At 69.4% G+C, this 25,304-nt stretch carries 23 protein-coding genes and 3 tRNA genes; 4 read left to right on the forward strand and 22 right to left on the reverse strand.

The features are described 5' to 3' along the window. Window position 1: 1 nt before the first annotated feature. The 9 genes from ccmI to ccmA are packed head-to-tail and all read right to left on the reverse strand — an operon-like array spanning window position 2 to window position 7,033. On the reverse strand, window positions 2–1,231 hold the full coding sequence (gene ccmI / locus UN84_RS14570; RefSeq protein ID WP_046078309.1) for a c-type cytochrome biogenesis protein CcmI: 1,230 nt from the start codon (window positions 1,229–1,231) through the stop codon (window positions 2–4). Then, window positions 1,228–1,695, reverse strand: a complete 468-nt coding sequence (locus UN84_RS14575; RefSeq protein WP_046078310.1) for a cytochrome c-type biogenesis protein — start codon at window positions 1,693–1,695, stop codon at window positions 1,228–1,230. The genes ccmI and UN84_RS14575 overlap by 4 nt, the downstream gene beginning before the upstream one ends. After that, window positions 1,683–2,213, reverse strand: coding sequence for a DsbE family thiol:disulfide interchange protein (locus UN84_RS14580; RefSeq protein WP_046078311.1), 531 nt, complete (start codon window positions 2,211–2,213; stop codon window positions 1,683–1,685). Before UN84_RS14580 ends, UN84_RS14575 begins: the two co-directional genes overlap by 13 nt. After that, the gene (locus UN84_RS14585; RefSeq protein ID WP_046078312.1) at window positions 2,210–4,201 is read right to left on the reverse strand and encodes a heme lyase CcmF/NrfE family subunit; all 1,992 of its coding nucleotides are present in this window, start codon (window positions 4,199–4,201) and stop codon (window positions 2,210–2,212) included. The genes UN84_RS14580 and UN84_RS14585 overlap by 4 nt, the downstream gene beginning before the upstream one ends. Window positions 4,202–4,213: 12 nt before the next feature. Further along, a complete protein-coding gene (gene ccmE / locus UN84_RS14590; RefSeq protein WP_046078313.1) occupies window positions 4,214–4,702 on the reverse strand; it encodes a cytochrome c maturation protein CcmE in 489 nt (162 codons plus the stop codon). Beyond that, on the reverse strand, window positions 4,699–4,917 hold the full coding sequence (gene ccmD / locus UN84_RS14595) for a heme exporter protein CcmD (RefSeq protein ID WP_046078314.1): 219 nt from the start codon (window positions 4,915–4,917) through the stop codon (window positions 4,699–4,701). The genes ccmE and ccmD overlap by 4 nt, the downstream gene beginning before the upstream one ends. Beyond that, window positions 4,917–5,657 (reverse strand): heme ABC transporter permease, encoded by a 741-nt coding sequence (locus tag UN84_RS14600; protein ID WP_035592577.1) that lies wholly within the window; start codon window positions 5,655–5,657, stop codon window positions 4,917–4,919. Before UN84_RS14600 ends, ccmD begins: the two co-directional genes overlap by 1 nt. A gap of 13 nt (window positions 5,658–5,670) precedes the next feature. Then, window positions 5,671–6,402, reverse strand: a complete 732-nt coding sequence (gene ccmB / locus UN84_RS14605; RefSeq protein WP_046078317.1) for a heme exporter protein CcmB — start codon at window positions 6,400–6,402, stop codon at window positions 5,671–5,673. Next, a complete protein-coding gene (ccmA, locus tag UN84_RS14610; protein ID WP_046078318.1) occupies window positions 6,389–7,033 on the reverse strand; it encodes a cytochrome c biogenesis heme-transporting ATPase CcmA in 645 nt (214 codons plus the stop codon). The genes ccmB and ccmA overlap by 14 nt, the downstream gene beginning before the upstream one ends. A gap of 205 nt (window positions 7,034–7,238) precedes the next feature. Between ccmA and lexA the strand changes: the two genes are divergently transcribed. Beyond that, a complete protein-coding gene (gene lexA / locus UN84_RS14615; RefSeq protein WP_046078319.1) occupies window positions 7,239–7,706 on the forward strand; it encodes a transcriptional repressor LexA in 468 nt (155 codons plus the stop codon). Beyond that, window positions 7,706–8,332, forward strand: a complete 627-nt coding sequence (locus UN84_RS14620) for an IMPACT family protein (RefSeq protein ID WP_046078320.1) — start codon at window positions 7,706–7,708, stop codon at window positions 8,330–8,332. Before lexA ends, UN84_RS14620 begins: the two co-directional genes overlap by 1 nt. On the opposite strand, the gene UN84_RS14625 is transcribed toward UN84_RS14620, so the two are convergent. From UN84_RS14625 to UN84_RS14640, 4 genes are all read right to left on the reverse strand, one after another. Then, window positions 8,273–10,081, reverse strand: a complete 1,809-nt coding sequence (locus UN84_RS14625) for a GNAT family N-acyltransferase (protein WP_046078321.1) — start codon at window positions 10,079–10,081, stop codon at window positions 8,273–8,275. The two genes, UN84_RS14620 and UN84_RS14625, sit on opposite strands and share 60 nt — an antisense overlap. Window positions 10,082–10,252: 171 nt before the next feature. Beyond that, entirely contained in the window at window positions 10,253–11,575 is a 1,323-nt protein-coding gene (locus UN84_RS14630; RefSeq protein WP_046078446.1) for a sodium ion-translocating decarboxylase subunit beta, read from the reverse strand. Window positions 11,576–11,589: 14 nt separating this feature from the next. Beyond that, window positions 11,590–13,398, reverse strand: coding sequence for a sodium-extruding oxaloacetate decarboxylase subunit alpha (gene oadA, locus UN84_RS14635; RefSeq protein ID WP_046078322.1), 1,809 nt, complete (start codon window positions 13,396–13,398; stop codon window positions 11,590–11,592). Between the two features lie 47 nt (window positions 13,399–13,445). Beyond that, window positions 13,446–13,697, reverse strand: a complete 252-nt coding sequence (locus UN84_RS14640) for an OadG family protein (protein ID WP_046078323.1) — start codon at window positions 13,695–13,697, stop codon at window positions 13,446–13,448. Between the two features lie 165 nt (window positions 13,698–13,862). Between UN84_RS14640 and UN84_RS14645 the strand changes: the two genes are divergently transcribed. Then, entirely contained in the window at window positions 13,863–14,831 is a 969-nt protein-coding gene (locus UN84_RS14645) for a tRNA dihydrouridine synthase (protein WP_046078324.1), read from the forward strand. 212 nt (window positions 14,832–15,043) lie between these two features. On the opposite strand, the gene UN84_RS14650 is transcribed toward UN84_RS14645, so the two are convergent. The 9 genes from UN84_RS14650 to UN84_RS14690 all read right to left on the reverse strand — a co-directional run bounded on the left by UN84_RS14650 (window position 15,044) and on the right by UN84_RS14690 (window position 22,135). After that, window positions 15,044–15,120: transfer RNA gene (locus UN84_RS14650), tRNA-Arg, on the reverse strand. Window positions 15,121–15,174: 54 nt separating this feature from the next. Next, window positions 15,175–15,251, reverse strand: a tRNA-Arg gene (locus UN84_RS14655). 21 nt (window positions 15,252–15,272) lie between these two features. Further along, window positions 15,273–15,365: transfer RNA gene (locus UN84_RS14660), tRNA-Ser, on the reverse strand. A gap of 100 nt (window positions 15,366–15,465) precedes the next feature. Continuing rightward, a complete protein-coding gene (gene csrA, locus UN84_RS14665; protein WP_035592604.1) occupies window positions 15,466–15,666 on the reverse strand; it encodes a carbon storage regulator CsrA in 201 nt (66 codons plus the stop codon). 189 nt (window positions 15,667–15,855) lie between these two features. After that, the gene (locus UN84_RS14670; RefSeq protein WP_035592606.1) at window positions 15,856–17,106 is read right to left on the reverse strand and encodes an aspartate kinase; all 1,251 of its coding nucleotides are present in this window, start codon (window positions 17,104–17,106) and stop codon (window positions 15,856–15,858) included. Window positions 17,107–17,209: 103 nt separating this feature from the next. Then, on the reverse strand, window positions 17,210–19,816 hold the full coding sequence (alaS, locus tag UN84_RS14675) for an alanine--tRNA ligase (RefSeq protein WP_046078325.1): 2,607 nt from the start codon (window positions 19,814–19,816) through the stop codon (window positions 17,210–17,212). Window positions 19,817–19,945: 129 nt separating this feature from the next. Then, complete coding sequence (locus UN84_RS14680) at window positions 19,946–20,419, reverse strand: regulatory protein RecX (protein ID WP_046078326.1); 474 nt, start codon at window positions 20,417–20,419, stop codon at window positions 19,946–19,948. A 3-nt stretch (window positions 20,420–20,422) separates the two neighbouring features. Next, on the reverse strand, window positions 20,423–21,481 hold the full coding sequence (recA, locus tag UN84_RS14685; RefSeq protein WP_035592609.1) for a recombinase RecA: 1,059 nt from the start codon (window positions 21,479–21,481) through the stop codon (window positions 20,423–20,425). Window positions 21,482–21,640: 159 nt separating this feature from the next. Further along, entirely contained in the window at window positions 21,641–22,135 is a 495-nt protein-coding gene (locus UN84_RS14690; protein WP_046078329.1) for a CinA family protein, read from the reverse strand. A gap of 389 nt (window positions 22,136–22,524) precedes the next feature. Between UN84_RS14690 and mutS the strand changes: the two genes are divergently transcribed. After that, complete coding sequence (gene mutS, locus UN84_RS14695) at window positions 22,525–25,110, forward strand: DNA mismatch repair protein MutS (RefSeq protein WP_046078330.1); 2,586 nt, start codon at window positions 22,525–22,527, stop codon at window positions 25,108–25,110. The last annotated feature ends 194 nt before the right edge of the window (window positions 25,111–25,304 follow it).

A 25,304-nucleotide genomic window follows, 5' to 3' on the forward strand; every position in this document is an offset into this window, starting at 1 on the left:
GTTATTCCACGATCCTGTCGATGATCAGTTCTACCGGGTCGCCGTCGTGCTCGCCGACCGCCACCGCCGCGTGGCGGCCGAAGAGGTCGCCGGGTTGCGGATCGGCCTGGCCGCTGGCCGAGACCCGCGCCACCAGCCTCGCCTCGTCGACCTGGGACAGCCGCGCCATGGGCGCCATGGCATCGCCGTCGTCGAGGGTCAGGCTCGTCGGCAGCGCGCCCAGGGTGGTGCGCGCCACCGCCAGCGGCGGCAGCTCGCCGGCGGCGTCCCGGGCCACCACGAACACCGCGGTGTCGGCGCCCAGGCGGCCGGCCAGTTCGGGCGCCAGGCTCACGCGCACGCGCAGGCCCGGGCCCTCGACGGCCTCGGGCGTCTGGCCCAGGCGGCGCTGGGCGGTGCGGATGCCCTGGCGCAGCGCCTCGGCGGACTCGGCGTCGTTCATGCCGGCGATGGCCCGGCGCCAGCGGTCGATGGCGGTCTCGTAGTCGGCGCTCTCGAAGGCCTCGATGCCGAGCATCCCGAGCACCGTGGGCTGGGCCGGATCGGCGGCCAGGGCCTCGTCGACCAGCGCCTGCACGTTCGGGGTCAGCTCGCGGCCGGCGGCAAAATACCGCAACTGGGCCAGCTCGGCCAGCAGCCAGGGGCTTCGCTCCTCGAGCGCGAGCAGCCGGGTCAGGGCGTGGTCGGCGCGCTCCAGGCGGCCGCTGTCGCGATACAGCGGAAACAGCGAGCGCCAGACGTTGGGGTTGTCGGGCTGACGTGCGGCCTCGGCCTCCAGTCGCTCGAGCAGCCGGGGCAAAGAGGCCTCGGGGTCGTCCATCACCTGCTGCTGGAGGCGATACAGCGCCAGGTCGCCCTCGGCGCCCTCCCAGCGGTACCAGCTGGCGCTGGCCACCACCAGGGCGACCATCGTCACGGGGACCAGCCAGCGCCCGGCGCGGGCGGGCTTCAGCGGCGAGCGGGTCGAGGCCGCGGTGTCGTCGAGCAGGCTGCGCTCGAGCTCGAGGCGGTCCTCGTCGAAGCGCGCCGCGTCGATCTCGCCGCGGTCGCGGGCGGCCTCCAGCGACGCCAGGCGCCGCCGGTAGACGGCGACGTTCTGGCGGGCGGTGCGATCGCCGGCCTCATCATCGGCCAGGGCACGCGCCACCGGCCCGGCGCGGCGCAGCGGCAGCACCAGCAGCCACAGCGCCGGCACCAGCAGCAGGGCGAAGGCGATCCACAGCGCGATCATCGGTCATCCTCCCGTTCGAGCAGCGCGTCCAGCCGGGCACGTTCCTCGTCGCTGAGCGTCCTGGCCGAGGCGCGCCGGCGCGCGCGAACCAGCAACGCCACCAGCAGGCCGCCGCCCAGCACCAGGGCCGCGGGCAGCCCCCACAGCAGCAGGGTGCGGCCCTCCAGGCGCGGGTTGTAGAGCACGTAGTCGCCGAAGCGGCTCACCATGAAGTCGAGGATCTCCTTGTCGGAGCGCCCCGCCTGCAGCTGCTCAAAGACGCGCTGGCGCATGTCGCCGGCGATCGGCGAGTCGGAGTCGTCGATCGCCTGGTTCTGGCACTTGGGGCAGCGCAGGGTCGCGGTCAGCGACTCGAAACGGTCGCGCATCACCGGGTCGTCGAACTCGCGCACCTCGATGGCGGCCTGCGCCAGGGCCGGTGTCAGCAGCGCCAGCATCAGCAGCGCACGGATCAGTCTTGCCATTTCGCCACCTCCGGCAGGATCACCCGCTCGACGTCCTGGGGCGTGATGTACCCGGTGTGGTGGTAGCGGATCACGCCTTCGGCATCGACCAGGAAGGTCTCGGGGGCGCCGTAGACGCCGAGGTCGAAGCCCAGGCTGCCCTCGGGGTCGAACAGGTTGACCTCGAAGGGGTTGCCGAACTCGGCCAGGAACTCGCGGCCCTTCTCCCGGGTGTCCTTGTAGTCGACGCCGACCAGGCGCACGCCGCGCTCGGCGAGCTCGAGCAGCTGTGGCATCTCCTGCTTGCAGGTCGGGCACCACTCGCCCCAGACGTTGACCAGGGTGACCTCGCCCTTCAAGAGCGATTCGTCGAGGGTCCGCCCGGGGTCCTCCAGGGTCGTGAGGCTGAAGGCCGGGAAGGGCCTGGCCATCAGCGCCGAGTCGCGCGAGACGGGATCGATCGACAGCCCGCGGTAGAGAAACACCGCCAGCACCAGGAAACCGGCCAGCGGCAGCAGCAGCAACAGACGACGCGTCATGCGCTCACCTCCCGGGCGTGGCGTTCGGGGTCGGGCGCGGTGGCGGCGCGCCGGTAGCGGCGGTCGACCACCGCCAGCACGCCACCCAGCGCCATCAGCAGCGCGCCCAGCCACAGCCAGCGCACGAAGGGCTTGTACTGGATGCGCAGCGCCCAGCTGCCGTCGCCCAGGTCCTCGCCCATGGCCACGTAGAGGTCGCGCAGCAGCCCCGGGCGCAGTGCCACGTCGGTCATCGGCATGCCACGGGCCAGATAGATGCGCTTCTCCGGCGCCATCGTGAAGCGACGGCGGCCGTCGCCGCGGCTCACCTCGAGGCGCGCGACGTCGGCGACGAAGTTGGGGCCGCGGCGATGGCCGAGGTCGGTCATGGCGAAGGTGTAGCCGGCCACCTCGACGCTGTCGCCCACCGCCATGCGCACGTTGCGCTCCACGGCGTAGTTCGAGACCACGGTCACGCCGACGATGGTCACCGCCAGGCCCAGGTGGCCCAGCACCATGCCCCAGTGGGCCAGCGACAGCCGCTTGAGCCCGGCCAGACGCCCGTCGCTGTGGCGGCTCTTCGTCCACAGGTCCCGCACCAGCGGCAGCACCACCCACAGCGCCGCCACCAGCCCCAGCGTGACCGCGAGGTTCCACTCGCCGCCGTAGGCCAGCGGCGCCAGCAGGCCGATGACCAGCGCCACGGCACCGGAGAGCCACACCCGACGGAACAGTTCACGGGGCCGGGTGCGCTTCCAGTTGGCCAGCGGGCCGAGCCCCATGAACAGGCACAAGATCACCGTCAGCGGCACGAACAGGGCGTTGAAGTAGGGCGGGCCGACGCTGATCTTGCCCAGGTTCAGGGCATCGAGCAGCAGCGGATAGACGGTGCCGAGCAGCACGGTGACCGTCATCACCACCAGCAGGATGTTGTTGACCAGCAGCAGGGCATCCCGGGACAGCCAGGTGAAGCCGGCGCGCTGGCTGACCCGCGGGGCGCGCAGTGCGAACAGCAGCAGCGAGGCACCCACGGTGAGGCCCAGCAGCACCAGGATGAACAGCCCCCGGGATGGATCGTTGGCGAAGGCATGCACCGAGGTCAGCACCCCGGAGCGCACCAGGAAGGTGCCCAGCAGCGACAGCGAGAAGGTGGAGATCGCCAGCAGCACCGTCCAGCTCTTGAAGGCGCCGCGCTTCTCGGTGACCGCCAGCGAGTGGATCAGCGCGGTGCCGGCCAGCCACGGCAGCAGCGAGGCGTTCTCCACCGGATCCCAGAACCACCAGCCGCCCCAGCCCAGCTCGTAGTAGGCCCACCAGCTGCCCAGGGCGATGCCCACCGAGAGAAAGGCCCAGGCCACGTTGGTCCAGGGCCGCGCCCAGCGGGTCCAGGCCGCGTCCAGGCGGCCGCCGAGCAGCGCCGCGATGGCGAAGGCGAACACCACCGAGAACCCCACGTAGCCCATGTAGAGCATCGGTGGATGGATGATCAGCCCGATGTCCTGCAGCAGCGGATTCAGATCGGCGCCGTCGGCGGGCGGGTTGGGCAGCAGCCGGGCGAAGGGATTGGAGGTGACCAGCACGAAGGTCAGGAACCCGGTGGAGACCAGCCCCATCACGCCCAGTACCCGGGCCAGCATGTCGCGGGGCAGCTCGCGGGAAAAGCGGCTGACGGCGAAGGTCCAGGCGCCGAGGATCAGGCTCCACAGCAGCACCGAGCCCTCGTGATTGCCCCACACCGCGCTGGCCTTGTAGTACCAGGGCAGCAGCGAGTTGGAGTTGTCGGCCACGGTGGACACGCTGAAGTCGTCGAGCAGGAAGCTCGCGGTCAGGCAGGCGTAGGCGACGATCAGGAACAGGAACTGCCCGGTGGCCATGGGCCGGGCATAGGCCATCCACAGCGGGCGGCGGGTCGCCGCCCCGGCCAGCGGCACGATGGCCTGCAGGGCGGCCATCGCCAGCGCGATGATCAGCGCGAAGTGACCGATCTCGGGAATCAGCGGGGTCAGCATGGCGTCTCCGGGTCAGTCCTCGGCCTCGAGCCGCTTGGCCACCTCGGCGGCCTTGTCCTGGTAGTCCTCCGGCGCATAGCCGGCCTCTTCCAGGGCCTGGGCCACCTCGGGCGGCATGTAGTTCTCGTCGTGCTTGGCCAGCACCTTGTCGGCCCGCAGCCAGCCCTCGGGCTGCAGCTGGCCGAGCACCACCACGCCCTGCCCCTCGCGGAACAGGTCCGGCAGGATGCCGCGATAGCGCACCTCGAGGTCCTCGACGTAGTCGGTGACCGTGAAGGAGACGGCCAGGCTCTCCGGGTCCCGGGCCACGCTGCCGGCCTTGACCATGCCGCCGGCGCGGATCGAGCGCTCCAGCGGGGCCTGGCCCTCGGCGATCTGCACCGGGCTGAAGAACAGGTTGATGTTGCTGCGCAGGGCGTAGAGCGTCAGACCCACGGCGATGGCGGCCAGCGTCACCAGCCCCAGGACCGCATAGAGTTTCTGCTTGCGTTTGGCTCTCATCGGGCAGGCCTCTCGTCGGTGGAAGCGTCGGTGGCCTCGGCCTGGCGTCGCTCGCGGCGGACCCGGCGCTCGAGGTCGCGCCGCACCCGGCGGCGCTCGGCCCGGGCGTGCCAGCCCACGGCCAGCAGCAGCGCGGCGGTGGCGCCATAGGCGCTCCAGACATAGGGCGCGTGGCCGCCCATGGCGAGGAACTCGGCCAGCGAATCGAAGGCCATCAGCGCCCCTCCTCGACCAGCGCGCGCACCCAGCGCTTGGACGACTCGCGGCGCAGGATCTCGCTGCGGGTGCGCGTCAGGGTCACGGCGATGAAGAAGCCGTAGAAGCCGAGCACCATCAGCAGCAGCGGCAGCCACATCTCGACGGGCATGGCCGGCTTCTCGATGATCGAGAAGCTGGCCGGCTGGTGCAGGGTGTACCACCAGTCCACCGAGAACTTGATGATCGGGATGTTGATCACGCCCACCATGGCCAGCACCGAGGCCGCCCGGGCGCCGCCGTCGCGGCTGACGAAGGCGCCGCGCAGGGCGATCACCCCGATATAGAGGAACAGCAGGATCAGCATCGAGGTCAGCCGGGCGTCCCACTGCCACCAGGTGCCCCAGGTGGGCACGCCCCAGACGGCGCCGGAGAACAGCGCCACGAAGGTCATGCCGGCGCCCAGCGGGGCCATCATCGCCGCCGCCATGTCGGCCAGCTTGATCTTCCAGACCATGAAGATCAGCCCGGCCGCGGCCATGGCGACGAAGATCGACTGGGCGAGGAAGGCCGCCGGCACATGGACGTAGATGATGCGGAAGCTGTTGCCCTGCTGGTAGTCGGCGGGCGCGAAGGCCAGCCCCCAGAGCCCGCCGATCAGGATCAGCGCCACCGCCGCCAGCCACAGCGGCGTGAGCCATCGCGCGGTGATGGCGTAGAACCCCTTGGGGGAGCCGAGCTTGTGAAGGAAGGCCCACATTACCGTCGATTCCTCAACCGTTGAGCGCGATGCGCAGCGCCGCCGCGATGGCGAAGGGCGCGAAGATCAGCGCCGCCGCCAGCAGCGCACCGAGAATGGCCAGATGAGCCGCCACGACCCCGCCCTGGATCGCCGCCTGAACGGCGCCGGCGCCGAAGATCAGCACCGGTATGTAGAGCGGCAGCACCAGCAGCGAGAGCAGCACTCCGCCGCGAGCCACGCCCACGGTGAGCGCGGCGCCGATGGCGCCGATCAGGCTCAGGCTGGCGCTGCCCAGCGCCAGCGACAGCGCCAGCACGCCGTAGCTGCCCGCCGGCAGTGACAGCATCACGCCCAGCAGCGGTGCCATCAGCGCCAGCGGCAGGCCGGTCAGCAGCCAGTGCGCCGCCACCTTGGCCAGCGCCAGCACCGGCAACGGCTGGGGCGACAGCAGCAGCTGCTCCAGGCTGCCATCCTCGGCGTCGTCGCGAAACACGCCCTCCAGGGACAGCAGCGCCGCCAGCAGCGCCGCCACCCACAGCAGGCCCGGGGCGATGGTCGCCAGCAGCACCGGCTCCGGCGAGATGCCGATCGGAAACAGGGTGATCACCAGGGCGAAGAACGCCAGCGGATTCAGCACCTCGCCGGGGCGGCGCAGCCGCAGCACCAGATCGCGGTGCAGGGTCGCCCGCCATGCGACCGCGAGCCCGCCCGCCGGCTCACCGGCCTCGGGCAGCGGGGCCGGCCGCGACTCAGCGTTCGACATCGTCGCTTCCCTCGCCCAGCGACAGGCGGCGCAGGCCGGCCGAGGCACGCAGTTCGTGATGGGTGGTGACCAGCACGGCACCGCCGCGGGCGGTATGGGCCTCGAGGCGCGCCTCGAGGGCGGCCACGCCGTCCCGGTCGATGGCCGTGAAGGGCTCGTCGAGCACCCACAGCGGTCGCGGCGTCAGCTCCAGCCGTGCCAGGGCCACGCGGCGCTGCTGCCCGGCGGAAAGCTGGGCGGCGGGCAGATCCTCGAAGCCGACCAGCCCGACCCGCTCGAGCGCCGCCAGGCGCGTCGGCTCGTCGCCCCGCTCGCCGGCCAGCGCCTGATACCAGGCCAGATTCTCCAGCGGCGTCAGCGTCGCTTTCACCCCCGGGGCGTGCCCCAGGTACAGCAGGCTGGCGAGGAAGTCGCGCCGCACCCGGCGCAGCGGGGCGTCGTTCCACAGCACCTCGCCTTCGTGGTCCATCAGCTGGCCGGAGAGGATCTTGAGCAGGGTGGTCTTGCCGCTGCCGTTGGGGCCTTCGACGCGCAGGATCTCGCCGGCCCGGATCTCCAGATCGAGATCGTGGAACAGCCAGCGGTCGTCTCGCTCACAGGCCAGCCGCCGGGCTTGCAGACGCAGGCTCAAGGCACTCTCCAGGCGCGGATAACATGGCTCGGCACTCTACACGGAAAGGGTTTTCATCGCCAGCCGGGCCCCGGCCCGGAAGCGCCGGGGGCTGACCTGCATCAGCCCCCGGCTGGAAACGCCGCCCTTGCCAGATGCCGATCGCCTGCTATGCTGGCCAAGTACTGTATGTATCAACAGTCACTGCCGACGGGAGATGCCGCGCATGTCACTCGCCCCACAGTACCTGCTCCGCCAGCCCAACCTGCCCCTCGCCGAGGCCTGGATGCCGCTCGATGACCGCGACCTGGTCGAAGTGCCCCTGCTGGGCAGCGTCGCCGCCGGCGTGCCCATCGACGCCTGCATCGATGCCGGCAGCGTCGAGGTGCCGAAGCGCATGGTCAAGCGCAACACCTATGCGCTGCGCGTGCGCGGCGACTCGATGATCGATTGCAACATCTTCGACGGGGATGTGATCATCATCGAACGTCGCGAGAGCGCCGAGAACGGCGAGACCGCGGTGGTGATGATCAACGATCAGGAGGTCACCCTGAAGAAGCTCTACATCGAGAAGTCCGGCGTGCGTCTTCAGCCGGCCAACGAGGCCATGCCGCCCATCTACCTCAAGAACAGCGACATCCAGGTGCTGGGACTGGTGATGGGCGTGGTGCGCCAGACGGACCTGGCCGCCTGATGCGCTATCCCGTTCCCGACCTGCCTGCCGGCGAGTGGCGCGAGACCGAACTCGAGGTCGAGAAGAGCCGCTTCATCGCCTGGGTCTGCCATGCCCCGGAGGCCGCCGCCTTCGAGGCACTGCTGGCCGAGGCTCGGCGCACGCATCCCAATGCCAGCCACCACTGCAGCGCCTTCATCGCCGGCCCGCCCGGCGAGCAGAACGCCATCGGCTTCTCCGACGACGGCGAGCCCGGCGGCACCGCCGGGCGGCCGATGTATCAGGTGCTGGAAGGCGCCGGCATCGGCCAGGCCGGCTGCGTGGTGACCCGCTACTTCGGCGGCACCAAGCTCGGCACCGGCGGCCTGGCACGCGCCTACGGCCAGGCCGTGAGCGAGGCGCTGGAGACCCTGCCGACCCGCGAGGTCACCGAGCGCGACCCGCTGCGCCTGAAGATCGACTTTGCCGGCGAGGCCCAGGCCCGGGCCTGGTGCGCCGAGCGCGACATCCCCGTGGACGCCGCCGACTACGCTGCCGACGGCGTGGTGCTGACGCTGGGCTGGCCCCGGGACACCGAACGCGACCTCTCAGCCCTCACGTCCCGCCTCAAGGGACGACTCGAGACCCTGGACCCCGACGCGGCCTGAGGCCGCCTCGCCGGAGACGGCCCGCGCGCTCTCGTCCGCCGCGCCGATATAGCGCGCCCGCTTCTCCGGCTTGAGGCGCGCCAGGTCCACCGCCACCAGGCCGTCGGTGCAGTAACCGAAGGCCGTATCCACGCCGAAGGCCAGGAAACGCGTGCCGCCGGGTTCGGTGACCTCCGCGTACTGCTTGTAGAGGGCCGGCACGCTGGCCCCCAGCGCCTGCAGCCCGTGACGCAGGCGCTGGAAGTCCGCCTTCGCATCGTCGCCGCGAAACAGCCGCTCCGCCTCCTGCTCCCCGGCCCGGGAGAGGCGCCAGGGGGCGCGCGGACGCACCTGGCTATCGCCATCGCCGTAGTAGTGGCGGTAGTAGCTGACCAGCAGCTCCTTGGCCAGGGTCGGCAGGTGATTGGGCAGGGTCACCGGTCCGAACAGCCAGCGCACCTCGGGATGGCGACGCAGGTAGGCCCCAAGGCCGACCCACAGGTAGTCCAGGCTGCGCCGCCCCCAGTAGCGCGGCTGAACGAAGCTGCGCCCCAGTTCCAGGCCGTGGCGCCACTGCGCCCAGGGCGCCTGCTCCAGATGAAAGATGGTCGCGCCGTAGAGCCCCTCGATGCCATGACGATCGAGGATCCGCCCTACCTCGCCGAGTCGATAGGCGCCGGCGATCTCCAGGTCGCGATCGTCCCACAGCACCAGATGACGGTAGTAGTCGTCGAACGCGTCCAGGTCGCGCTTGCGGCCGGTGCCCTCCCCTACCCGACGAAAGGCCACCTCGCGCAGGCGACCGATCTCGCGCATGACCGACGAATCCGGCCGGCTGTCGACCAGCAGGATGCGCTTGCCGTCGGCGGTCTCGCCGAGCGTCTCGGCGTCGCGCAGCTCTTCGCGCAGGCGCTGGCGCGGCTCGGGGCGGGCGATACCAGTCTCGCCGACGAACACGCCGCGCTTGCCGCGCCCCAGACGATAGACATGCTTGCGCAGCAACTTGAGCTTGACCGGCGTGGTCAGGTCATCGCGATCGAACTGCGCCAGCGGAATCGGCCCGCCCACCCGCAGGGCGATATGGCGACCGCGCTGGCGGAACATCTCGTCGGGCAGCAGCAGCGTGCCCAGATCGCTGCGCAGCGACGTCAGGGCATAGAAGCGCGAGGAGTTGCGCCCGCGCACATGGACCGGCAGCAGCGGCGCGTTGGTGCGACGCGCGGCGTGCAGGAAGCCCGAATGCCACTTGCCGTCGCGCACGCCGCGGGGCCCGGCCCGGGAGACCTCCCCGGCGGGAAAGACGATCACCGCCCGCTCCGCCTCCAGGGCCTCGGTCAGGCGCGTAAGGCTACGGCGCAGCCCGCGCCGCGAGAGGTTGTCCACCGGCACGATCACGTCCGACAGCGGCGCCAGCTGCAGCAGCAGGTCGTTGGCCAGGATGCTGACGTCGGGGCGTACCTCGGCCACCATGCGCAGCAACGCCAAGCCGTCCAGGGCACCGAGCGGGTGATTGGCGACCACCACCAACCGGCCGGTCTCGGGAATCTGCTCGCGATCCCTGGTCGACAGCGTGTAGCCGACGTCGAGATGCTCGAACACCCGATCGATGAACTCGCACCAGCCGAGCTCGCCGTGGCGGGCCAGGAAATCGTTGATCTCGCGTTCGTGCACCAGCCGACGCAGCCCCGCCACCAGCGGCCCGAACAGCCAGGGCGGCCGCGCCGCCAGCCCCGGCGCCTTGTCGCGCAGGGCCCCTTCGATATCGATCATGCCGCTTCCTCATCGCCTGACGCGCCGTTCGACGCCGATGTCGTCAGGCTAGGCGCGGCAGGTGACAGGACGATGGCGGTCCGGAACGACGCACGGCGCCCCGAGGGGCGCCGTGCCGAGTCCCGCCCAAGACGGCGGCGAGCGATGCGGCCGGGGCAAGCCCGGGGCGCATCAGCCGAGGTACTTGATCATCACGCCCGCGGCCACCGCCGAGCCGATGACGCCGGCCACGTTGGGCCCCATGGCGTGCATCAGCAGGAAGTTGTGGGGGTTGGACTCCAGCCCCACCTTGTTCGACACCCGGGCCGCCATGGGCACCGCGGAGACCCCGGCAGAGCCGATCAGCGGGTTGATCGGCGTCTTGCTGACCGCGTTGAGCAACTTGGCCATCAGGATGCCGCAGGCGGTGCCGATGGCGAAGGCCACCATGCCGAGCCCGAGGATGCCGAGGGTCTCCACGGCCAGGAAGCGGTCGGCCATCAGCTTGGAGCCCACCGAGAGGCCGAGAAAGATGGTCACGGTATTGATCAGGGCGTGCTGAGCGGTGTCGGAGAGCCGCTCCACCACGCCGCACTCGCGCATCAGGTTGCCGAAGCAGAACATCCCCAGCAGCGGCGCGGCATCCGGCAGGAACAGCACCACCAGGATCAGCAGGCTGAGCGGGAAGACGATCTTCTCGCGCTTTGACACCGGCCGCAGCTGTGTCATGGCGATCTCGCGCTCGCCCTTGGACGTCAGGGCGCGCATGATCGGCGGCTGGATCAGCGGCACCAGCGCCATGTAGGAGTAGGACGCCACGGCGATGGCCCCCAGCAGCTCCGGCGCCAGGATGCTCGAGACGTAGATCGAGGTGGGGCCATCGGCGCCGCCGATGATGCCGATGGCGGCGGCCTGGTTGAGCGAGAAGTCCATCACGCCCATGGCGGTCAGCCCCACCGCGCCGATCAGGGTCGCGAAGATGCCGAACTGCGCCGCAGCGCCCAGGAACAGCGTGCGCGGGTTGGCCAGCAACGGCCCGAAGTCGGTCATGGCGCCGACGCCCATGAAGATCACCAGCGGCGCGATGCCGGAGGCGATGGCCACGCTGTAGAACTGGTAGAGCATGCCGTGGGCGAAGCCGGCGCCCAGGGCCACGTCGTTGGCGGCACGGATCAGTTCCGGGGCGGTGTCGCCATGCAGCAACTCACCGACGGCATGCCGCCAGGCCTCGACGTCTCCGCCCGGGGCCAGGTTCAGCTGCAGGGAGGCCGCCAGCTGCTGAAGCAGGTCAGGGCCCGCCATGTGCGCGGCCTGCTCGGCGGCCGACAGCGCCAGCCCCGCCTCGGGAATGTTGGCCAGGATGCCGCCGAAGCCGATCGGCACCAGCAGCAGCGGTTCGAACTTCTTGGCCATGGCCAGCCACAGCAGCAGCAGGCACACGGCGATCATCGCCGCCTGGCCGAAGCTCAGGTTGTAGAGGCCGGAGCCGGTCCACAGGGTCAGTAACTTGTCGATCATGGGTTCGTCCTTTAGAGCACGACCAGGGCGTCGCCCACGGTGACGCTGTCGCCTTCGCCGACCTTCACCGCCGAGACGGTGCCGGCGCTGGCGGCGCGCACTTCGGTTTCCATCTTCATGGCCTCGAGGATGATCACCACGTCGCCCTCGGCGACCACATCACCCGGCTTGACGTTGACCTTGAAGATGTTGCCGGCGAGCGGCGCACTGATGGTCTCGCCGGGCGACGCTTCGCCCGAGGAGGCCGCCGGCGCCGCGGAGGCGGTCGAAACCGCACCGCCGCCCTGCTCCTGGATGCGCTCGATCTCGCCGCCCTCGGCGACCTCGACCACGTAGGACTTGCCGTTGACGGTGACGGTGTAGGTCTCCGGCCCGCCGGCCGGGGCAGGCGCCTGTCCGGCGGCCTGGGGCGCGGGAGCAGAGGGCACCGGCTCGAAGGCGTCGGGGTCGTCGCGATGCTTGAGGAACTTGAGACCGATCTGCGGGAACAGCGCATAGGTCAGCACGTCGTCGATCTCGCGCTCGCCCTCGGCCAGCCGGATGCCCTCGGCCCTGGCCTTCTCCTTGAGCTCGGCGGCGAGCCGGTCCATTTCCGGGGAGAGACGATCGGCCGGGCGGCAGGTGATCGGCTCGCCGCCTTCCAGCACGCGGGCCTGAAGCTCGGCGTTGTAGGCGGCGGGGGCGGCGCCGTACTCGCCCTTGAGCAGCGCCTGGACCTCCTTGGAGATCGACTTGTAGCGTTCGCCCATCATCACGTTCATCACCGCCTGGGTGCCGACGATCTGCGAGGTCGGCGTGACCAGCGGAATGTAGCCGAGGTCCTCGCGCACCCGCGGGATCTCCTGCAGCACGTCGTCGAGGCGGTCGCCGGCGCCCTGCTCCTTGAGCTGGTTCTCCATGTTGGTGAGCATGCCGCCCGGCACCTGAGCCACCAGGATGCGCGAGTCGATGCCCTTGAGCGAGCCCTCGAAGGCGGCGTATTTCTTGCGCACCTCGCGGAAGTAGGCGGCGATGTCCTCCAGCGCCTCGAGATCGAGGCCGGTATCGCGCTCGGTGCCCTGCAGCATCGCCACCAGCGATTCGGTGGGGCTGTGGCCGTAGGTCATCGACATCGAGGAGATGGCGGTGTCGACGTTGTCGATGCCGGCCTCCACGGCCTTCAGCGCGGTGGCGGTGGAGAGCCCGGTGGTGGCGTGGCACTGCATGTGGATCGGGATGTCCACGGCCTTTTTCAGGCGCGAGACCAGCTCATAGGCGTCGTAGGGCTTGAGCAGGCCGGCCATGTCCTTGATCGCCAGGGAGTCCGCTCCCATGGCGGCGATGCGCTCGCCGAGCTCGACCCAGCCATCGAGGGTGTGCACCGGGCTCAGGGTGTAGGACAGGGTGCCCTGGGCATGGCCCTCGTTGGCACGCACCGCCTGGATGGCGCGCTCCAGGTTGCGCGGGTCGTTCATGGCGTCGAAGACGCGGAACACGTCAACGCCGTTGGTGCGGGCGCGCTCGACGAAGCGGTCGACCACGTCGTCGGCATAGTGCCGATAGCCGAGCAGGTTCTGGGCCCGCAGCAGCATCTGCTGGCGGGTGTTGGGCATGGCGGCCTTCAGCGCGCGAATCCGCTCCCAGGGGTCTTCGCCCAGGTAGCGGATGCAGGCGTCGAAGGTCGCCCCGCCCCAGGATTCCAGTGACCAGAAACCGATCCGGTCGAGCTTCTCGGCGATCGGCAGCATGTCGTCGAGACGCAGCCGGGTGGCGAACAGGGACTGGTGGGCGTCACGCAGGACCACGTCGGTGATGCCCAGCGGGCGAGCGTTCTCCGTCATGGGAGTTCCTTGTCGTTGTCGTTGATGGAGTGAGAGGGTGTCGTGATCTAACGGCGATGCTCACGGCGATAGCGGTGGATCGCGGCGCTGATCGCCGCCGTCAGGTCCTCGTCCGGCACGGCCGGCCCACGACTGGCGGGCGCCGGGGCGGCCTCGGCCGCGGGTTCGGGGAAGAAGCGCCCGATCACCCTCGACATCAGGGTGGTGACGATGACCAGCACGGTCAGGAAGACGAACACGAACCCCATGCCGAGGCCCATCAGGGCCAGGCCCTCGTTCAATAGCTGCGGATCCTGCATGGATGACCTCCTCGAGCGCCCCGCCGCACCCCGGCGAGGGGGCGCGCGAGTTGCGCATGAACGCTGAGCGTATAAGCTGCCACACTCCCAAAGGATCGCGATGGCACCATGGTGGAAGCTGACGTTGTTAAATTACTACATCCCGGCCGCATCGGCCTAGCCCCCATGGAGGGCGTGATCGATGCCGTCACTCGCGAGATGCTGACGCGAGCGCCGGGATTCGACTGGACGGTCACCGAATTCGTGCGCGTGGTGGACACGCGGCTGCCGCCGCGGGTCTTCCATCGCCACTGCCCGGAGCTGGCCGATGGCCGCCCGGCCACGCCGACCGGCGTGCCGGTGCACCTGCAGCTGCTGGGCTCGGACCCGACGGCGCTGGCCGCCAACGCCCGTCAGGCGCTGAAGCTCGGCGTCAGCAGCCTGGACCTGAACTTCGGCTGCCCGGCCAAGCTGGTGAACCGCCACGACGGCGGCGCCTCGCTGCTGCGCGACCCGCGCCGGGTACACGCCGCCGTGGCCGCCGTACACGACGCGGTGGGCGATGCCATCCCGGTGACCGCCAAGATCCGGCTCGGCTTCGACGACCGCCGCCTGGCGCTGGCCTGCGGCCTGGCCGCCGAGGACGCCGGCGCTCGCCAGCTGGCGGTGCACGCCCGCACCCGCCGTGAAGGCTACAAGCCGCCGGCCCACTGGGAATGGATCGGCCGCATCCGCGCCCGGCTGACGATCCCGGTGATCGCCAACGGCGACATCTGGACGCTGGAGGACTACTGGAAGGCGCGCACCCTGTCCGGCTGCCGAGACGTGATGCTCGGCCGCGGCGCCCTGGCCGATCCCGGGCTGGCACCGCGCATCCGCCACTGGCAGACCACCGGCGAGCGCCTGCCGGCGACGACCTGGACCGAGCGCGCCCGCGTCCTGCGCGACTATGCTGCGTCGCAGCGAATCATGTTACCCAGCAAGATCGTGGTCTCGCTACTCAAACAATGGTTGAACCACATGCGAAGTCGCGACGCCGAAGCCGCACGACGCTTTCAGGCACTGCGCCGAGTCACCGACCTGGACGATTTCCTCGCCGGCCTCGCGGCGGGGAGCGCCGTGCCGACCGGCAGGCTCGACGTCACCAGCGCCTGAGGGCGCCAGGAAGAGAGAAGAGAAGGAACAGGAAGAGAGACCGGGAAGAGACAGTCGCCGCCAGGCGAACAAAAAAAAGGCGCACGTCGCGATGCGACGGCGCCTGAACGATCACGGGCACCGACCCCTCATTGGGCACGGTGTCCGGCTAGCAAAAAGCGGGGTACAAAAGACAGAAGACCCGCCCTCGCGAGGAGAGCGGGTCCGGAATCTGGCGCGCCCGGGAGGATTCGAACCTCCGACCACCTGATTCGTAGTCAGGTACTCTATCCAGCTGAGCTACGGGCGCTTTCGGCAATGAGCAGGCTCATCGCGGGATGATGAAACATCATCCGGAGGAAGATGGCGCGCCCGGGAGGATTCGAACCTCCGACCACCTGATTCGTAGTCAGGTACTCTATCCAGCTGAGCTACGGGCGCTTGTCTTCCATCTATCGATGATGGCGGAGAGGGAGGGATTCGAACCCTCGAAGAGGCTATAAACCCCTTACTCCCTTAGCAGGGGAGCGCCTTCAGCCACTCGGCCACCTCTCCCTCATCGACAGGTGCGTATCCTACCGATCCGATTGGGGTTTGTCCATAGGGGGTGGCAATTTTTCTCGCCTCCCGGACTCACCGACGGATCGCAGGCGCGTTACCCCCTCCCCTCGCCGTCGTCATCGTCGTCGGTTCTCTCGCGCTGGATGCGCTGGTAGATCTCCTCACGATGCACGGCGACGTCCTTGGGGGCGTTGACGCCGATACGGACCTGGTTTCCCTTGACGCCCAGCACGGTCACGGTGATGTCATCACCGATCATCAGGGTTTCTCCGACACGGCGGGTCAGAATGAGCATGACTGATCTCCTTCTCAGACTTCTGACTGCGGGATGCGCTGTCACGGCAGAGGGACCGGCTCGTGCCCGCCCCTCCGATCGCAGACATCGCCCATGACACCCCAGAAGCTTCGTTGAATGAAAGCTCTGTCGCAGGCGCTGCCATGGACTTCCCTACAAGCGTAGAAGCTGACGGCAGGCTGCGACGCCTTATTCGCTCTCGATGTCGTTCTTGTCCAGGCCGAAGGCCTGATGCAGGGCACGCACCGCCAGCTCCATCTGCTTCTCGTCGACCACCACCGAGATCTTGATCTCGGACGTGGAAACCATGCGGATGTTGATGTTCTCCTCGGACAGCACGCGGAACATCTTGGAGGCCACGCCGGCGTGGGAACGCATGCCGACACCGACCAGCGAGACCTTGGCGATCTTGTCGTCGCCCTTCACTTCGCCTTCGCCCAGCGCCGGCAGCACCTGTTCCTCGAGGATCTTCAGGGTCTGCTTGTAGTCGCCCTTGGCGACGGTGAAGGTGAAGTCGGTGTAGTCGCCGGCCGGCGCCACGTTCTGCACGATCATGTCGATCTCGATGTTGGCATCGGCGATCGGGCCGAGAATCTTCGAGGCCACGCCCGGCACGTCCGGGGTGTTGAGCAGGGTCAGCTTGGCCTCGTTGGCGGTGAAGGCGATACCGGAGATCAGCGGTTCTTCCATGGAGTCCTCGTCTTTGTCGGAGTCTGCAACGATCAGGGTGCCGGGGCCGTCCTGGAAACTGGACAGCACGCGCAGCGGCACGTTGTACTTGCCGGCGAATTCGACGGCGCGAATCTGCAGTACCTTGGAGCCGAGGCTGGCCAGCTCCAGCATCTCCTCCACGGTGATGGTGTCCAGGCGCTGGGCCTGGGAGCAGACACGCGGGTCGGTGGTATAGACGCCGTCGACGTCGGTGTAGATCTGGCACTCGTCGGCGTTCAGCGCCGCGGCCAGGGCCACGCCGGTGGTGTCGGAGCCGCCGCGACCGAGGGTGGTGATGTTGCCCTCTTCGTCGACGCCCTGGAAGCCGGCGACCACGGCCACCTGACCGTCATCCAGGTCCTGGCGCATGTCCTCGGTCTCGATGCGCTGGATGCGCGCCTTGGTGTGGGCGCTGTCGGTCATGATGCCGACCTGGGAGCCGGTGTAGGAGGTGGCCGGCACGCCGAGCTTGTGCAGCGCCATGGTCAGCAGCGAGATCGTCACCTGCTCGCCGGTGGAGACCAGCATGTCGAGCTCGCGCGGGGTCGGCTCGTCGTTGATGTCGTTGGCCAGGCCGATCAGGCGGTTGGTCTCGCCACTCATGGCGGACACCACGACCACGACCTGATGGCCGGCGTCACGGAAGCCCTTGACCTTCTCGGCCACGGCCTTGATGCGCTCCACGGAGCCCACCGAGGTACCGCCGAACTTCTGTACGTATAGTGCCATGCGTCGTTGTCCCTCTGTCGATTTAGCGTTGGAATGGATGAAAGGTAAGCGAGGCCGGATACACGAGGGGCCGAAGACGCTGCCGTCTTCGGCCCCGTGACGCCTAGAGCGCCTCCTCGACCCAGGCCGGGACGCTCTCCAGCGCCGCCGGCAGGGCCGCGGCATCGCTGCCGCCGGCCTGGGCCATGTCGGGTCGGCCGCCGCCCTTGCCGCCGACCTGGCCGGCCACGTGGTTGACCAGCGCACCGGCCTTGACCCTGGCGGTGAGGTCGTCGGTGACGCCGGCGATCAGGCTGACCTTGCCGGCGGCCTCGTCGGCCACGCCGAGCACCACGATGCCGGAGCCCAGCTTGTTCTTGAGCTGGTCGAGCATGCCGCGCAGCTCCTTGCCCGAGACGCCTTCCAGGCGCTTGGCCAGGACCTTGACGCCCTTGACCTCACGGGCCTCGTCGAGCAGGTCGTTGCCGGCGGCGCTGGCCAGCTTGGCCTTGAGCCGCTCGAGCTCCTTCTCCAGGCCGCGATTGCGCTCGACCAGCGATTCGACGCGCTCCTCGACCTGCTCGGGCTTGGCCTTGAGACGCTCGCCGATGCGTGACACCCGCGCTTCCTGCTCGCGGAAGTAGGCCAGCGCGGCCTCGCCGGTGATGGCCTCGATGCGGCGCACGCCGGAGGCCACGCCGGCCTCGCTGACGATATGGAAGCAGCCGATGTCGCCGCTGCGACGCACGTGGGTGCCACCGCACAGCTCGATCGAGAAGTCGTCGGCGCCGATGGTCAGCACCCGCACGCTGTCGGCGTACTTGGCTTCGAACAGCGCCGCGGCGCCCTTCGCCTTGGCTTCGTCCAGGGTCATGTGCTCGATGCGGGTGTCGGCGTTGGCCAGCACCTGCTCGTTGACCAGTCGCTCGATCTCGGCCAGCTGCTCGGCGGTCACCGGCTCGAAGTGGCTGAAATCGAAGCGCAGGCGCTCGGGCGTCACCAGCGAGCCCTTCTGCTCGACGTGCTCGCCGAGCACGATGCGCAGCGCCTCGTGCATCAGGTGAGTCGCCGAGTGATTACGCACGCTGGCCGCGCGCAGGCTGGCATCGACCCGCGGCGTCACCGCGTCGCCCACCGCCAGCGCGCCCTCGAGCAGCACGCCGTGATGCAGGTGGTGACCGCTCTGCTTCTGGGTATCGGTGACCAGGAAGCGGCCGCCGTCGAACTCGAGGTAACCGGTGTCACCCACCTGACCGCCGGATTCGGCGTAGAAGGGCGTGCGATCCAGCACCACCATGCCGCGCTGCTCGACCTCGAGGCCGTCCAGCGGATTGCCCTCGCGGTCGACGATGGCGGTGACCGCGGCCTGGTCCTCGAGACGCTCGTAGCCGGTGAAGTCGGTCTCGCCTTCCAGATCGAGCGAGGCCTCGTAGGCGGCACCGAACTGGCTGGCCGCCCGGGCGCGTTCGCGCTGGGCCTCCAGTTCGCGCTCGAAGCCGGCCTCGTCGAGGATCACGCCGCGCTCGCGGCAGACGTCGGCGGTCAGGTCGTAGGGGAAGCCATAGGTGTCATAGAGCTTGAACACCGTCTCGCCCGGCAGGGTGTCGCCCTCGAGGCCGGCCAGCGCCTCCTCGAGCAAGCCCATGCCGTGATCCAGGGTGCGGGCGAACTGCTCCTCTTCCTTCAGCAGCACGCGCTCGATCTGGTGGCGCGCCTCGCGCAGCTCCGGGTAGGCCTCGCCCATCTCGGCGTCCAGCGCGCCCACCAGCTTGTGGAAGAAGCGACCCTGGGCACCCAGCTTGTGTCCGTGACGCACCGCGCGGCGGATGATCCGACGCAGCACATAGCCGCGCCCCTCGTTGGAGGGCAGCACGCCGTCGGTGATCAGGAAGGCACAGGAGCGGATGTGGTCGGCGATCACGCGCAGCGAGGGCGTGGACGTGTCGTCATGACCGGTGGCCCGGGCCGCCGCCTCGAGCAGGTTCTGGAACAGGTCGATCTCGTAGTTCGAGTGCACGCCCTGCATCACCGCGGCGATGCGCTCCAGGCCCATGCCGGTGTCGATGGACGGCTTGGGCAGCGGATGCATCTCGCCGGCCGCGTCGCGATCGAACTGCATGAACACCAGGTTCCAGATCTCGATGTAGCGGTCGCCGTCCTCCTCGGGGCTGCCGGGAGGGCCGCCCCAGACCTCGGCGCCGTGATCGAAGAAGATCTCGGAGCTGGGGCCGCAGGGGCCGGTGTCGCCCATCTGCCAGAAGTTGTCCTCGTCGAGCTTGGAGAAGCGCTCCGGATCGACGCCGATCTCGTCCTTCCAGATGCGCTCGGCCTCGTCGTCGCTGACGTGCACGGTGACCCACAGCTTCTCCTTCGGCAGCCCCAGCACCTCGGTGAGGAAGGTCCAGGCGAAGCGGATGGCGTCGCGCTTGAAGTAGTCGCCGAAGCTGAAGTTGCCCAGCATCTCGAAGAAGGTGTGGTGGCGGGCGGTGTAGCCGACGTTGTCGAGGTCGTTGTGCTTGCCGCCGGCGCGCACGCAGCGCTGGGCCGAGGTGGCACGGACGTAGGGACGCGGGTCGCGGCCGAGGAAAACGTCCTTGAACGGCACCATCCCGGCGTTGGTGAACAGCAGGGTCGGGTCGTTGCTCGGCACCAGGGAGCTGGACGGCACGATGGTGTGGCCCTGCTCCTCGAAGTAACTCAGAAAGGCCTGTCTGATGTCTGCGCTTTTCATGGGGTATCCGTGGCGATAGGCGTGGTGGCCCGCAGGACGGGCACGGCAGCCATCATCGGACTGCCACCCGGGGCGTTCGCAAAGGGACCCATTATAGCGCAGTCGTCAAGCGACTAAAGGGCGGGGCGTTCAGGCGTCGTCCCAGGCATGGTTCATGGCATGCCGGAGCTGGTCGAAATCGAAGCCGCGGCCGGCCAGGAAGCGTTCGCGACGGGCACGCTCGCGGGGTTCCTGGCCGGGGCCGGAGAAACGCCGGGCCAGGGTCGTGGCGGCGAGCTCGAACCAGTCGACCTCGCCGCCGGCCTCGTCGAAGGCGCCACGAGCGGTGGCGTCATCGACGCCGCGGCGGGAGAGCTCGGCGCGGATGCGCACCGGCCCCTGGCCGCGAGCGACCCGGGAGCGCAGGAAACTCTCGGCGAAGCGCACGTCGGACTGCAGCCCCTGCTCGACCAGCGCGTCGAGGCATGCCTCGACCGCCTCGGGCGCGTGGCTCTTGGCAGCCAGGCGGTCGCGCAGCTCGGCCCGGGCATACTCGCGCCGGGCCAGCAGGCGGATGGCATCGTCGCGGGGCGTGGTATCCTCCGATCGCACAGGGCCCGCCATGGATCAGGACGACTCGCCGCCCGCGTCGGTGTCCGCCTCGGCCTCGGCGCTCTCTTCCTTGGGCTCCGGCGTGGACAGCAGCTGGGCGCGGATCTGGCTCTCGATCTCTTCCATGATCGCCGGGTTGTCCTCGAGGAACTGGGCGGCGTTGGCCTTGCCCTGGCCGATCTTGCTGCCCTGGTAGCTGTACCAGGCGCCGGCCTTGTCGACCAGGCCGCACTGCACGCCCAGGTCGACCACCTCGCCGGCGTGGTAGATGCCCTTGCCGTAGAGGATCTGGAACTCGGCCTGGCGGAACGGCGGCGAGACCTTGTTCTTGACCACCTTGACCCGGGTCTCGTTGCCGGTGACCTCGTCGCCCTGCTTGACCGAGCCGGTGCGGCGGATGTCGAGGCGCACGCTGGAGTAGAACTTGAGCGCGTTGCCGCCGGTGGTGGTCTCGGGGCTGCCGAACATCACGCCGATCTTCATGCGGATCTGGTTGATGAACACCACCATGCAGTTGGCGTTCTTGATGTTGCCGGTGATCTTGCGCAGCGCCTGGGACATCAGCCGCGCCTGCAGGCCGACGTGGGAGTCGCCCATCTCGCCTTCGATCTCGGCGCGCGGGGTCAGCGCCGCCACCGAGTCGATGATGATCACGTCGACACCACCGGAGCGCACCAGCATGTCGCAGATCTCGAGGGCCTGCTCGCCGGTATCCGGCTGAGAGACCAGCAGGTCATCGAGGTTGACGCCGAGCTTCTCGGCGTAGCTCGGGTCGAGGGCGTGCTCGGCGTCGATGAAGGCGCAGGTCTTGCCCTGCTTCTGGGCCTGGGCGATCACCGACAGGGTCAGGGTGGTCTTGCCCGAGGATTCCGGGCCGAAGATCTCGACCACGCGGCCGAAGGGCAGGCCGCCGATGCCCAAGGCGATGTCCAGCCCCAGGGAACCGGTGGATACCGACGGCATCACCACGCGCGGGGTATCGCCCAGGCGCATCACGGTGCCCTTGCCGAACTGGCGCTCGATCTGGGAAAGCGCGGCGTTGAGCGCCTTGGAACGATTGTCGTCCTGAGCCATGAGGGTCTCCTAAGCGATCGCCGTGACGCACGGCGATGACGAAACATTGGCGGAATGACGGCGCGACGGCCGCCGAAAAGCACTGTATGACTGCACAGTAGTATGACGAAAAAGCGGCCGCTCGGCCACCCCGAACCGACCGCATCGGCCGAGGCCGAACTAGCCGTTTTCCAGCTCGGCGATCAGCCCCTCGAGGGCGGCGTTCACGGCCTGATCGCGCACCGCGTCACGCTCGCCGGCGAAGTGGTGACGCTCGGTGCGCACCCGGCCCGGGGCGCCCCAGGCCAGCCACACCGTGCCCACCGGCTTCTCGGCGCTGCCGCCGCCGGGGCCGGCCACGCCGCTGATGGCCACGGCCAGATCGGCGCCGCTCTCGGCGCAGGCGCCGGCCACCATGGCCTCGACCACCTCGTGACTGACCGCCCCGACGCGCTCGAGCAGCGCCTCGGGCACGCCCAGCAGGCGCGTCTTGGCGGCGTTGGAATAGGTCACGTAGCCGGTCTCGAAGTAGTCCGAGCTGCCGGCGATCTCGGTGATGGCATTCGCCACCCCGCCGCCGGTGCAGGACTCGGCGGTGGCGACGCTCGCGCCGCGCTCGCGGCACAGCGCGCCGAGGCGTTCGGCGAGACGGCGCGTCTCGGGCGATACGGACATGGAATCCTCTCCCTGTTGACCCTTAGGCGCTCCCCACCGAACGCTCGGAGCTGTTCCGGCGACAGGCCTGCGCGGGGCGCTGTGAACCCATCCCTGGGCGCTACTGTTGCCCTGCTTCGCTCTCGCATCCTGCTCCGCTTGCAGGACCGGTCCCGGCCATCCCTGGCCGGCCCGTTAGGCGAATTCGCCTAACCCATGGCAAAAACCCCCACTACGACCTGTCCCCCGGCGCTCCTCGCTGTCGGCAACGCTTCGAGCATGACCCAAACGCCCCTGACGAAGGCCATCCTTGGGCGTAGAATACTGGCTTTGTCCGCGAGATGCATGGCACCTCACGCCATCCCGATATTCGCGTTTCTCACCGTCTCCACCGCCAGCCAAGGAAGCCCATGTCACAGGCCAGCGCCAAGCCGCACACGCCCATGATGACCCAGTATCTGAAGATCAAGCGCGAGCATCCCCAGGTGCTGCTCTTCTACCGCATGGGCGACTTCTACGAACTCTTCTTCGACGACGCCAAGCGCGCCGCGGCGCTGCTGGACATCACCCTGACCCAGCGCGGCCAGTCGGCCGGCCAGCCGATTCCCATGGCCGGCGTGCCCTACCACAGCGCCGAGGGCTACCTGGCGCGCCTGGTCGCCGCCGGCGAGTCGGTGGCCATCTGCGAGCAGATGGGCGACCCGGCCGCCGCCAAGGGCCCGGTGGAGCGCAAGGTGGTGCGCATCGTCACCCCCGGCACCCTCTACGACGAGGCGCTGCTCGACGCCCGCCGCGACAACCTGGTGGTGGCGATCCATTCGACCGGCGAGCGCTGGGGGCTTGCCTGGCTGGAACTCTCCAGCGGGCGCTTCAGCGTGCTCGAGGTGGAGGGCGAGGCCGAGATGCTGGCCGAGCTGACCCGCCTCGATCCGGCGGAGCTGCTGGTGGCCGACTGCCTGAGCCTTCCGCCGTCGCTCGAGGAGCGTCGCGGCCTGCGCCGCCAGAGCGACTGGCTGTTCGACCTGGAATCGGCCACCCGCACCCTGTGCGACCAGTTCGCCGTGCAGGACCTGCGCGGCTTCGGCTGCGCCCATCTGGAGGCCGCACTCACCGCCGCCGGGGTGCTGATCGACTACGCCCGCGACACCCAGCGCTCGCAGCTGCCCCATGTCACCGCCATCGGCGTGGAGAGCCGCGACGACGCCGTGGTGATCGACGCCGCCAGCCGCCGCAACCTGGAGATCGACGTCAACCTGGGCGGCGGCAGCGACAACACTCTGGCCAGCGTGCTCGACACCACCGCCACCGCCATGGGCTCGCGGCTGCTCAAGCGCTGGCTCAACCGCCCGCTGCGCGACCGCGATCAGGTCGGCGCCCGCCAGGCCGCCGTGGCCGCCCTGCTCGACCGTGACGGTTACCTGCCGCTGGGCGAGACGCTCAAGGCGATCGGCGACGTGGAGCGCATCCTGGCCCGGGTGGCGCTGTACAGCGCCCGCCCCCGGGATCTCGCCCGGCTGCGCGACGCCCTGGCGGCGCTGCCCGAACTCGAGGCCGAGCTCGCCGAGTACGAGGACGGCACCGCGCTGGACGAGCTCAAGCGCCATATCCGCCCCTATCCCGCGCTCGCCGACACCCTGGGCCGCGCGCTGGTCGAGAACCCGCCGGTGGTGATCCGCGACGGCGGCGTGATCGCCGAGGGCTTCGACGCCGAGCTCGACGAGCATCGCGGCCTGGCCGAGCACGCCGGCGACTACCTGGTGCAGCTGGAAACCCGCGAACGCGAGCGCACCGGGCTGACCGGCCTCAAGGTCGGCTACAACCGGGTCCATGGCTACTACATCGAGATTCCCCGCGCCCAGGCCCGCGAGGCGCCGGTGGACTACATCCGCCGCCAGACGCTGAAGAACGCCGAGCGCTTCATCATCCCCGAGCTCAAGGAGTTCGAGGACAAGGCGCTGTCGGCCAAGTCCCGCGCCCTGGCCCGGGAGAAGCTGCTCTACGACGGCCTGCTCGACGACCTCAACGCCGAACTGGCCCCGCTGCAGGCCACCGGCCGCTCCCTGGCCGCCCTGGACGTGCTGGCCGCGCTGGCCGAGCGCGCGCGTTCGCTGGACCTGGCTCGCCCGGCGCTGCCGGAGGCGCCGGGCCTCGACATCCGCGGCGGCCGCCACCCGGTGGTCGAGCGGGTCAGCGAGGCGCCCTTCGTGCCCAACGACATGGTGATGGACGACGCGCGGCGCATGCTGGTGATCACCGGCCCCAACATGGGCGGCAAGTCCACCTACATGCGCCAGGCGGCGCTGATCACCCTGCTCGCCCACACCGGCAGCTTCGTGCCGGCCGACAGCGCGAGCATCGGCCCGGTGGATCGCATCTTCACCCGCATCGGCTCCTCCGACGACCTGGCCGGCGGCCGCTCGACCTTCATGGTGGAGATGACCGAGACCGCCAACATCCTGCACAACGCCACCGACCACAGCCTGGTGCTGATGGACGAGATCGGCCGCGGTACCAGCACCTTCGACGGCCTGTCGCTGGCCTGGGCCAGCGCCGAACACCTGACCCGCACCCGCGCCTTCACGCTGTTCGCCACTCACTACTTCGAGATGACCGCGCTGGCCGAACAGGCCGAGAGCGTGGCCAACGTGCATCTGACGGCGGCGGAGCACCGCGACGGCATCGTCTTCATGCACCGAGTGGAGGACGGCCCGGCCAGCCAGAGTTACGGCCTGCAGGTCGCCCAGCTGGCCGGCGTGCCCCAGGGCGTGATCGCCCGGGCCCGGGAGAAGCTCGCGACGCTGGAGCAGCAGGAAGTCGACCAGGGCCAGCGCGCGCCGGTGGAACCCCGCGAAGGCGAAGAGGCGTCACCGCAGCAGGCGGATCTGTTCGCCAGCGCCCCGCATCCGATGGTGGAGAGCCTCTCGGGGCTGGCGCTGGACGAGCTGAGCCCACGCCAGGCACTGGAATGGCTGTACCGGTGGCAGGAGAACCTGTAGGACGGAAGACCGATACAAGCGCCGGTCATCGCCGCCGCCCTCGGGCGGCGGCGATGCCATCGACTCGACGCGCCACGGCTTGCGGGCAGCATGGCGGGCCGACTAAAATGGTTCGATCAAGTTCTACTTATTATAAAAGCAGAAGTTTTTATAACTCAATTCGACATTCAAGACCGACTGGCCGCGGCGCGCCC

The sequence above is a fragment of the Halomonas sp. HG01 genome, assembly GCF_000968715.2.
Lineage (GTDB): Bacteria > Pseudomonadota > Gammaproteobacteria > Pseudomonadales > Halomonadaceae > Halomonas > Halomonas halophila.

What these genes read in the sequence shown, in the direction of transcription:
- UN84_RS14620 (WP_046078320.1), top strand. Translation starts at nt 7,706, where the DNA reads ATGCGCTATCCCGTTCCCGACCTGCCTGCCGGCGAGTGGCGCGAGACC.
- UN84_RS14575 (WP_046078310.1), bottom strand. Translation starts at nt 1,695, where the DNA reads ATGGCAAGACTGATCCGTGCGCTGCTGATGCTGGCGCTGCTGACACCG.
- alaS (WP_046078325.1), bottom strand. Translation starts at nt 19,816, where the DNA reads ATGAAAAGCGCAGACATCAGACAGGCCTTTCTGAGTTACTTCGAGGAG.
- mutS (WP_046078330.1), top strand. Translation starts at nt 22,525, where the DNA reads ATGTCACAGGCCAGCGCCAAGCCGCACACGCCCATGATGACCCAGTAT.
- UN84_RS14680 (WP_046078326.1), bottom strand. Translation starts at nt 20,419, where the DNA reads ATGGCGGGCCCTGTGCGATCGGAGGATACCACGCCCCGCGACGATGCC.
- UN84_RS14625 (WP_046078321.1), bottom strand. Translation starts at nt 10,081, where the DNA reads ATGATCGATATCGAAGGGGCCCTGCGCGACAAGGCGCCGGGGCTGGCG.
- oadA (WP_046078322.1), bottom strand. Translation starts at nt 13,398, where the DNA reads ATGACGGAGAACGCTCGCCCGCTGGGCATCACCGACGTGGTCCTGCGT.
- UN84_RS14600 (WP_035592577.1), bottom strand. Translation starts at nt 5,657, where the DNA reads ATGTGGGCCTTCCTTCACAAGCTCGGCTCCCCCAAGGGGTTCTACGCC.
- UN84_RS14640 (WP_046078323.1), bottom strand. Translation starts at nt 13,697, where the DNA reads ATGCAGGATCCGCAGCTATTGAACGAGGGCCTGGCCCTGATGGGCCTC.
- ccmE (WP_046078313.1), bottom strand. Translation starts at nt 4,702, where the DNA reads ATGAGAGCCAAACGCAAGCAGAAACTCTATGCGGTCCTGGGGCTGGTG.
- UN84_RS14580 (WP_046078311.1), bottom strand. Translation starts at nt 2,213, where the DNA reads ATGACGCGTCGTCTGTTGCTGCTGCTGCCGCTGGCCGGTTTCCTGGTG.
- ccmD (WP_046078314.1), bottom strand. Translation starts at nt 4,917, where the DNA reads ATGGCCTTCGATTCGCTGGCCGAGTTCCTCGCCATGGGCGGCCACGCG.
- recA (WP_035592609.1), bottom strand. Translation starts at nt 21,481, where the DNA reads ATGGCTCAGGACGACAATCGTTCCAAGGCGCTCAACGCCGCGCTTTCC.
- lexA (WP_046078319.1), top strand. Translation starts at nt 7,239, where the DNA reads ATGTCACTCGCCCCACAGTACCTGCTCCGCCAGCCCAACCTGCCCCTC.
- UN84_RS14585 (WP_046078312.1), bottom strand. Translation starts at nt 4,201, where the DNA reads ATGCTGACCCCGCTGATTCCCGAGATCGGTCACTTCGCGCTGATCATC.
- ccmB (WP_046078317.1), bottom strand. Translation starts at nt 6,402, where the DNA reads ATGTCGAACGCTGAGTCGCGGCCGGCCCCGCTGCCCGAGGCCGGTGAG.
- csrA (WP_035592604.1), bottom strand. Translation starts at nt 15,666, where the DNA reads ATGCTCATTCTGACCCGCCGTGTCGGAGAAACCCTGATGATCGGTGAT.
- UN84_RS14690 (WP_046078329.1), bottom strand. Translation starts at nt 22,135, where the DNA reads ATGTCCGTATCGCCCGAGACGCGCCGTCTCGCCGAACGCCTCGGCGCG.
- UN84_RS14670 (WP_035592606.1), bottom strand. Translation starts at nt 17,106, where the DNA reads ATGGCACTATACGTACAGAAGTTCGGCGGTACCTCGGTGGGCTCCGTG.
- UN84_RS14645 (WP_046078324.1), top strand. Translation starts at nt 13,863, where the DNA reads ATGGAGGGCGTGATCGATGCCGTCACTCGCGAGATGCTGACGCGAGCG.
- ccmI (WP_046078309.1), bottom strand. Translation starts at nt 1,231, where the DNA reads ATGATCGCGCTGTGGATCGCCTTCGCCCTGCTGCTGGTGCCGGCGCTG.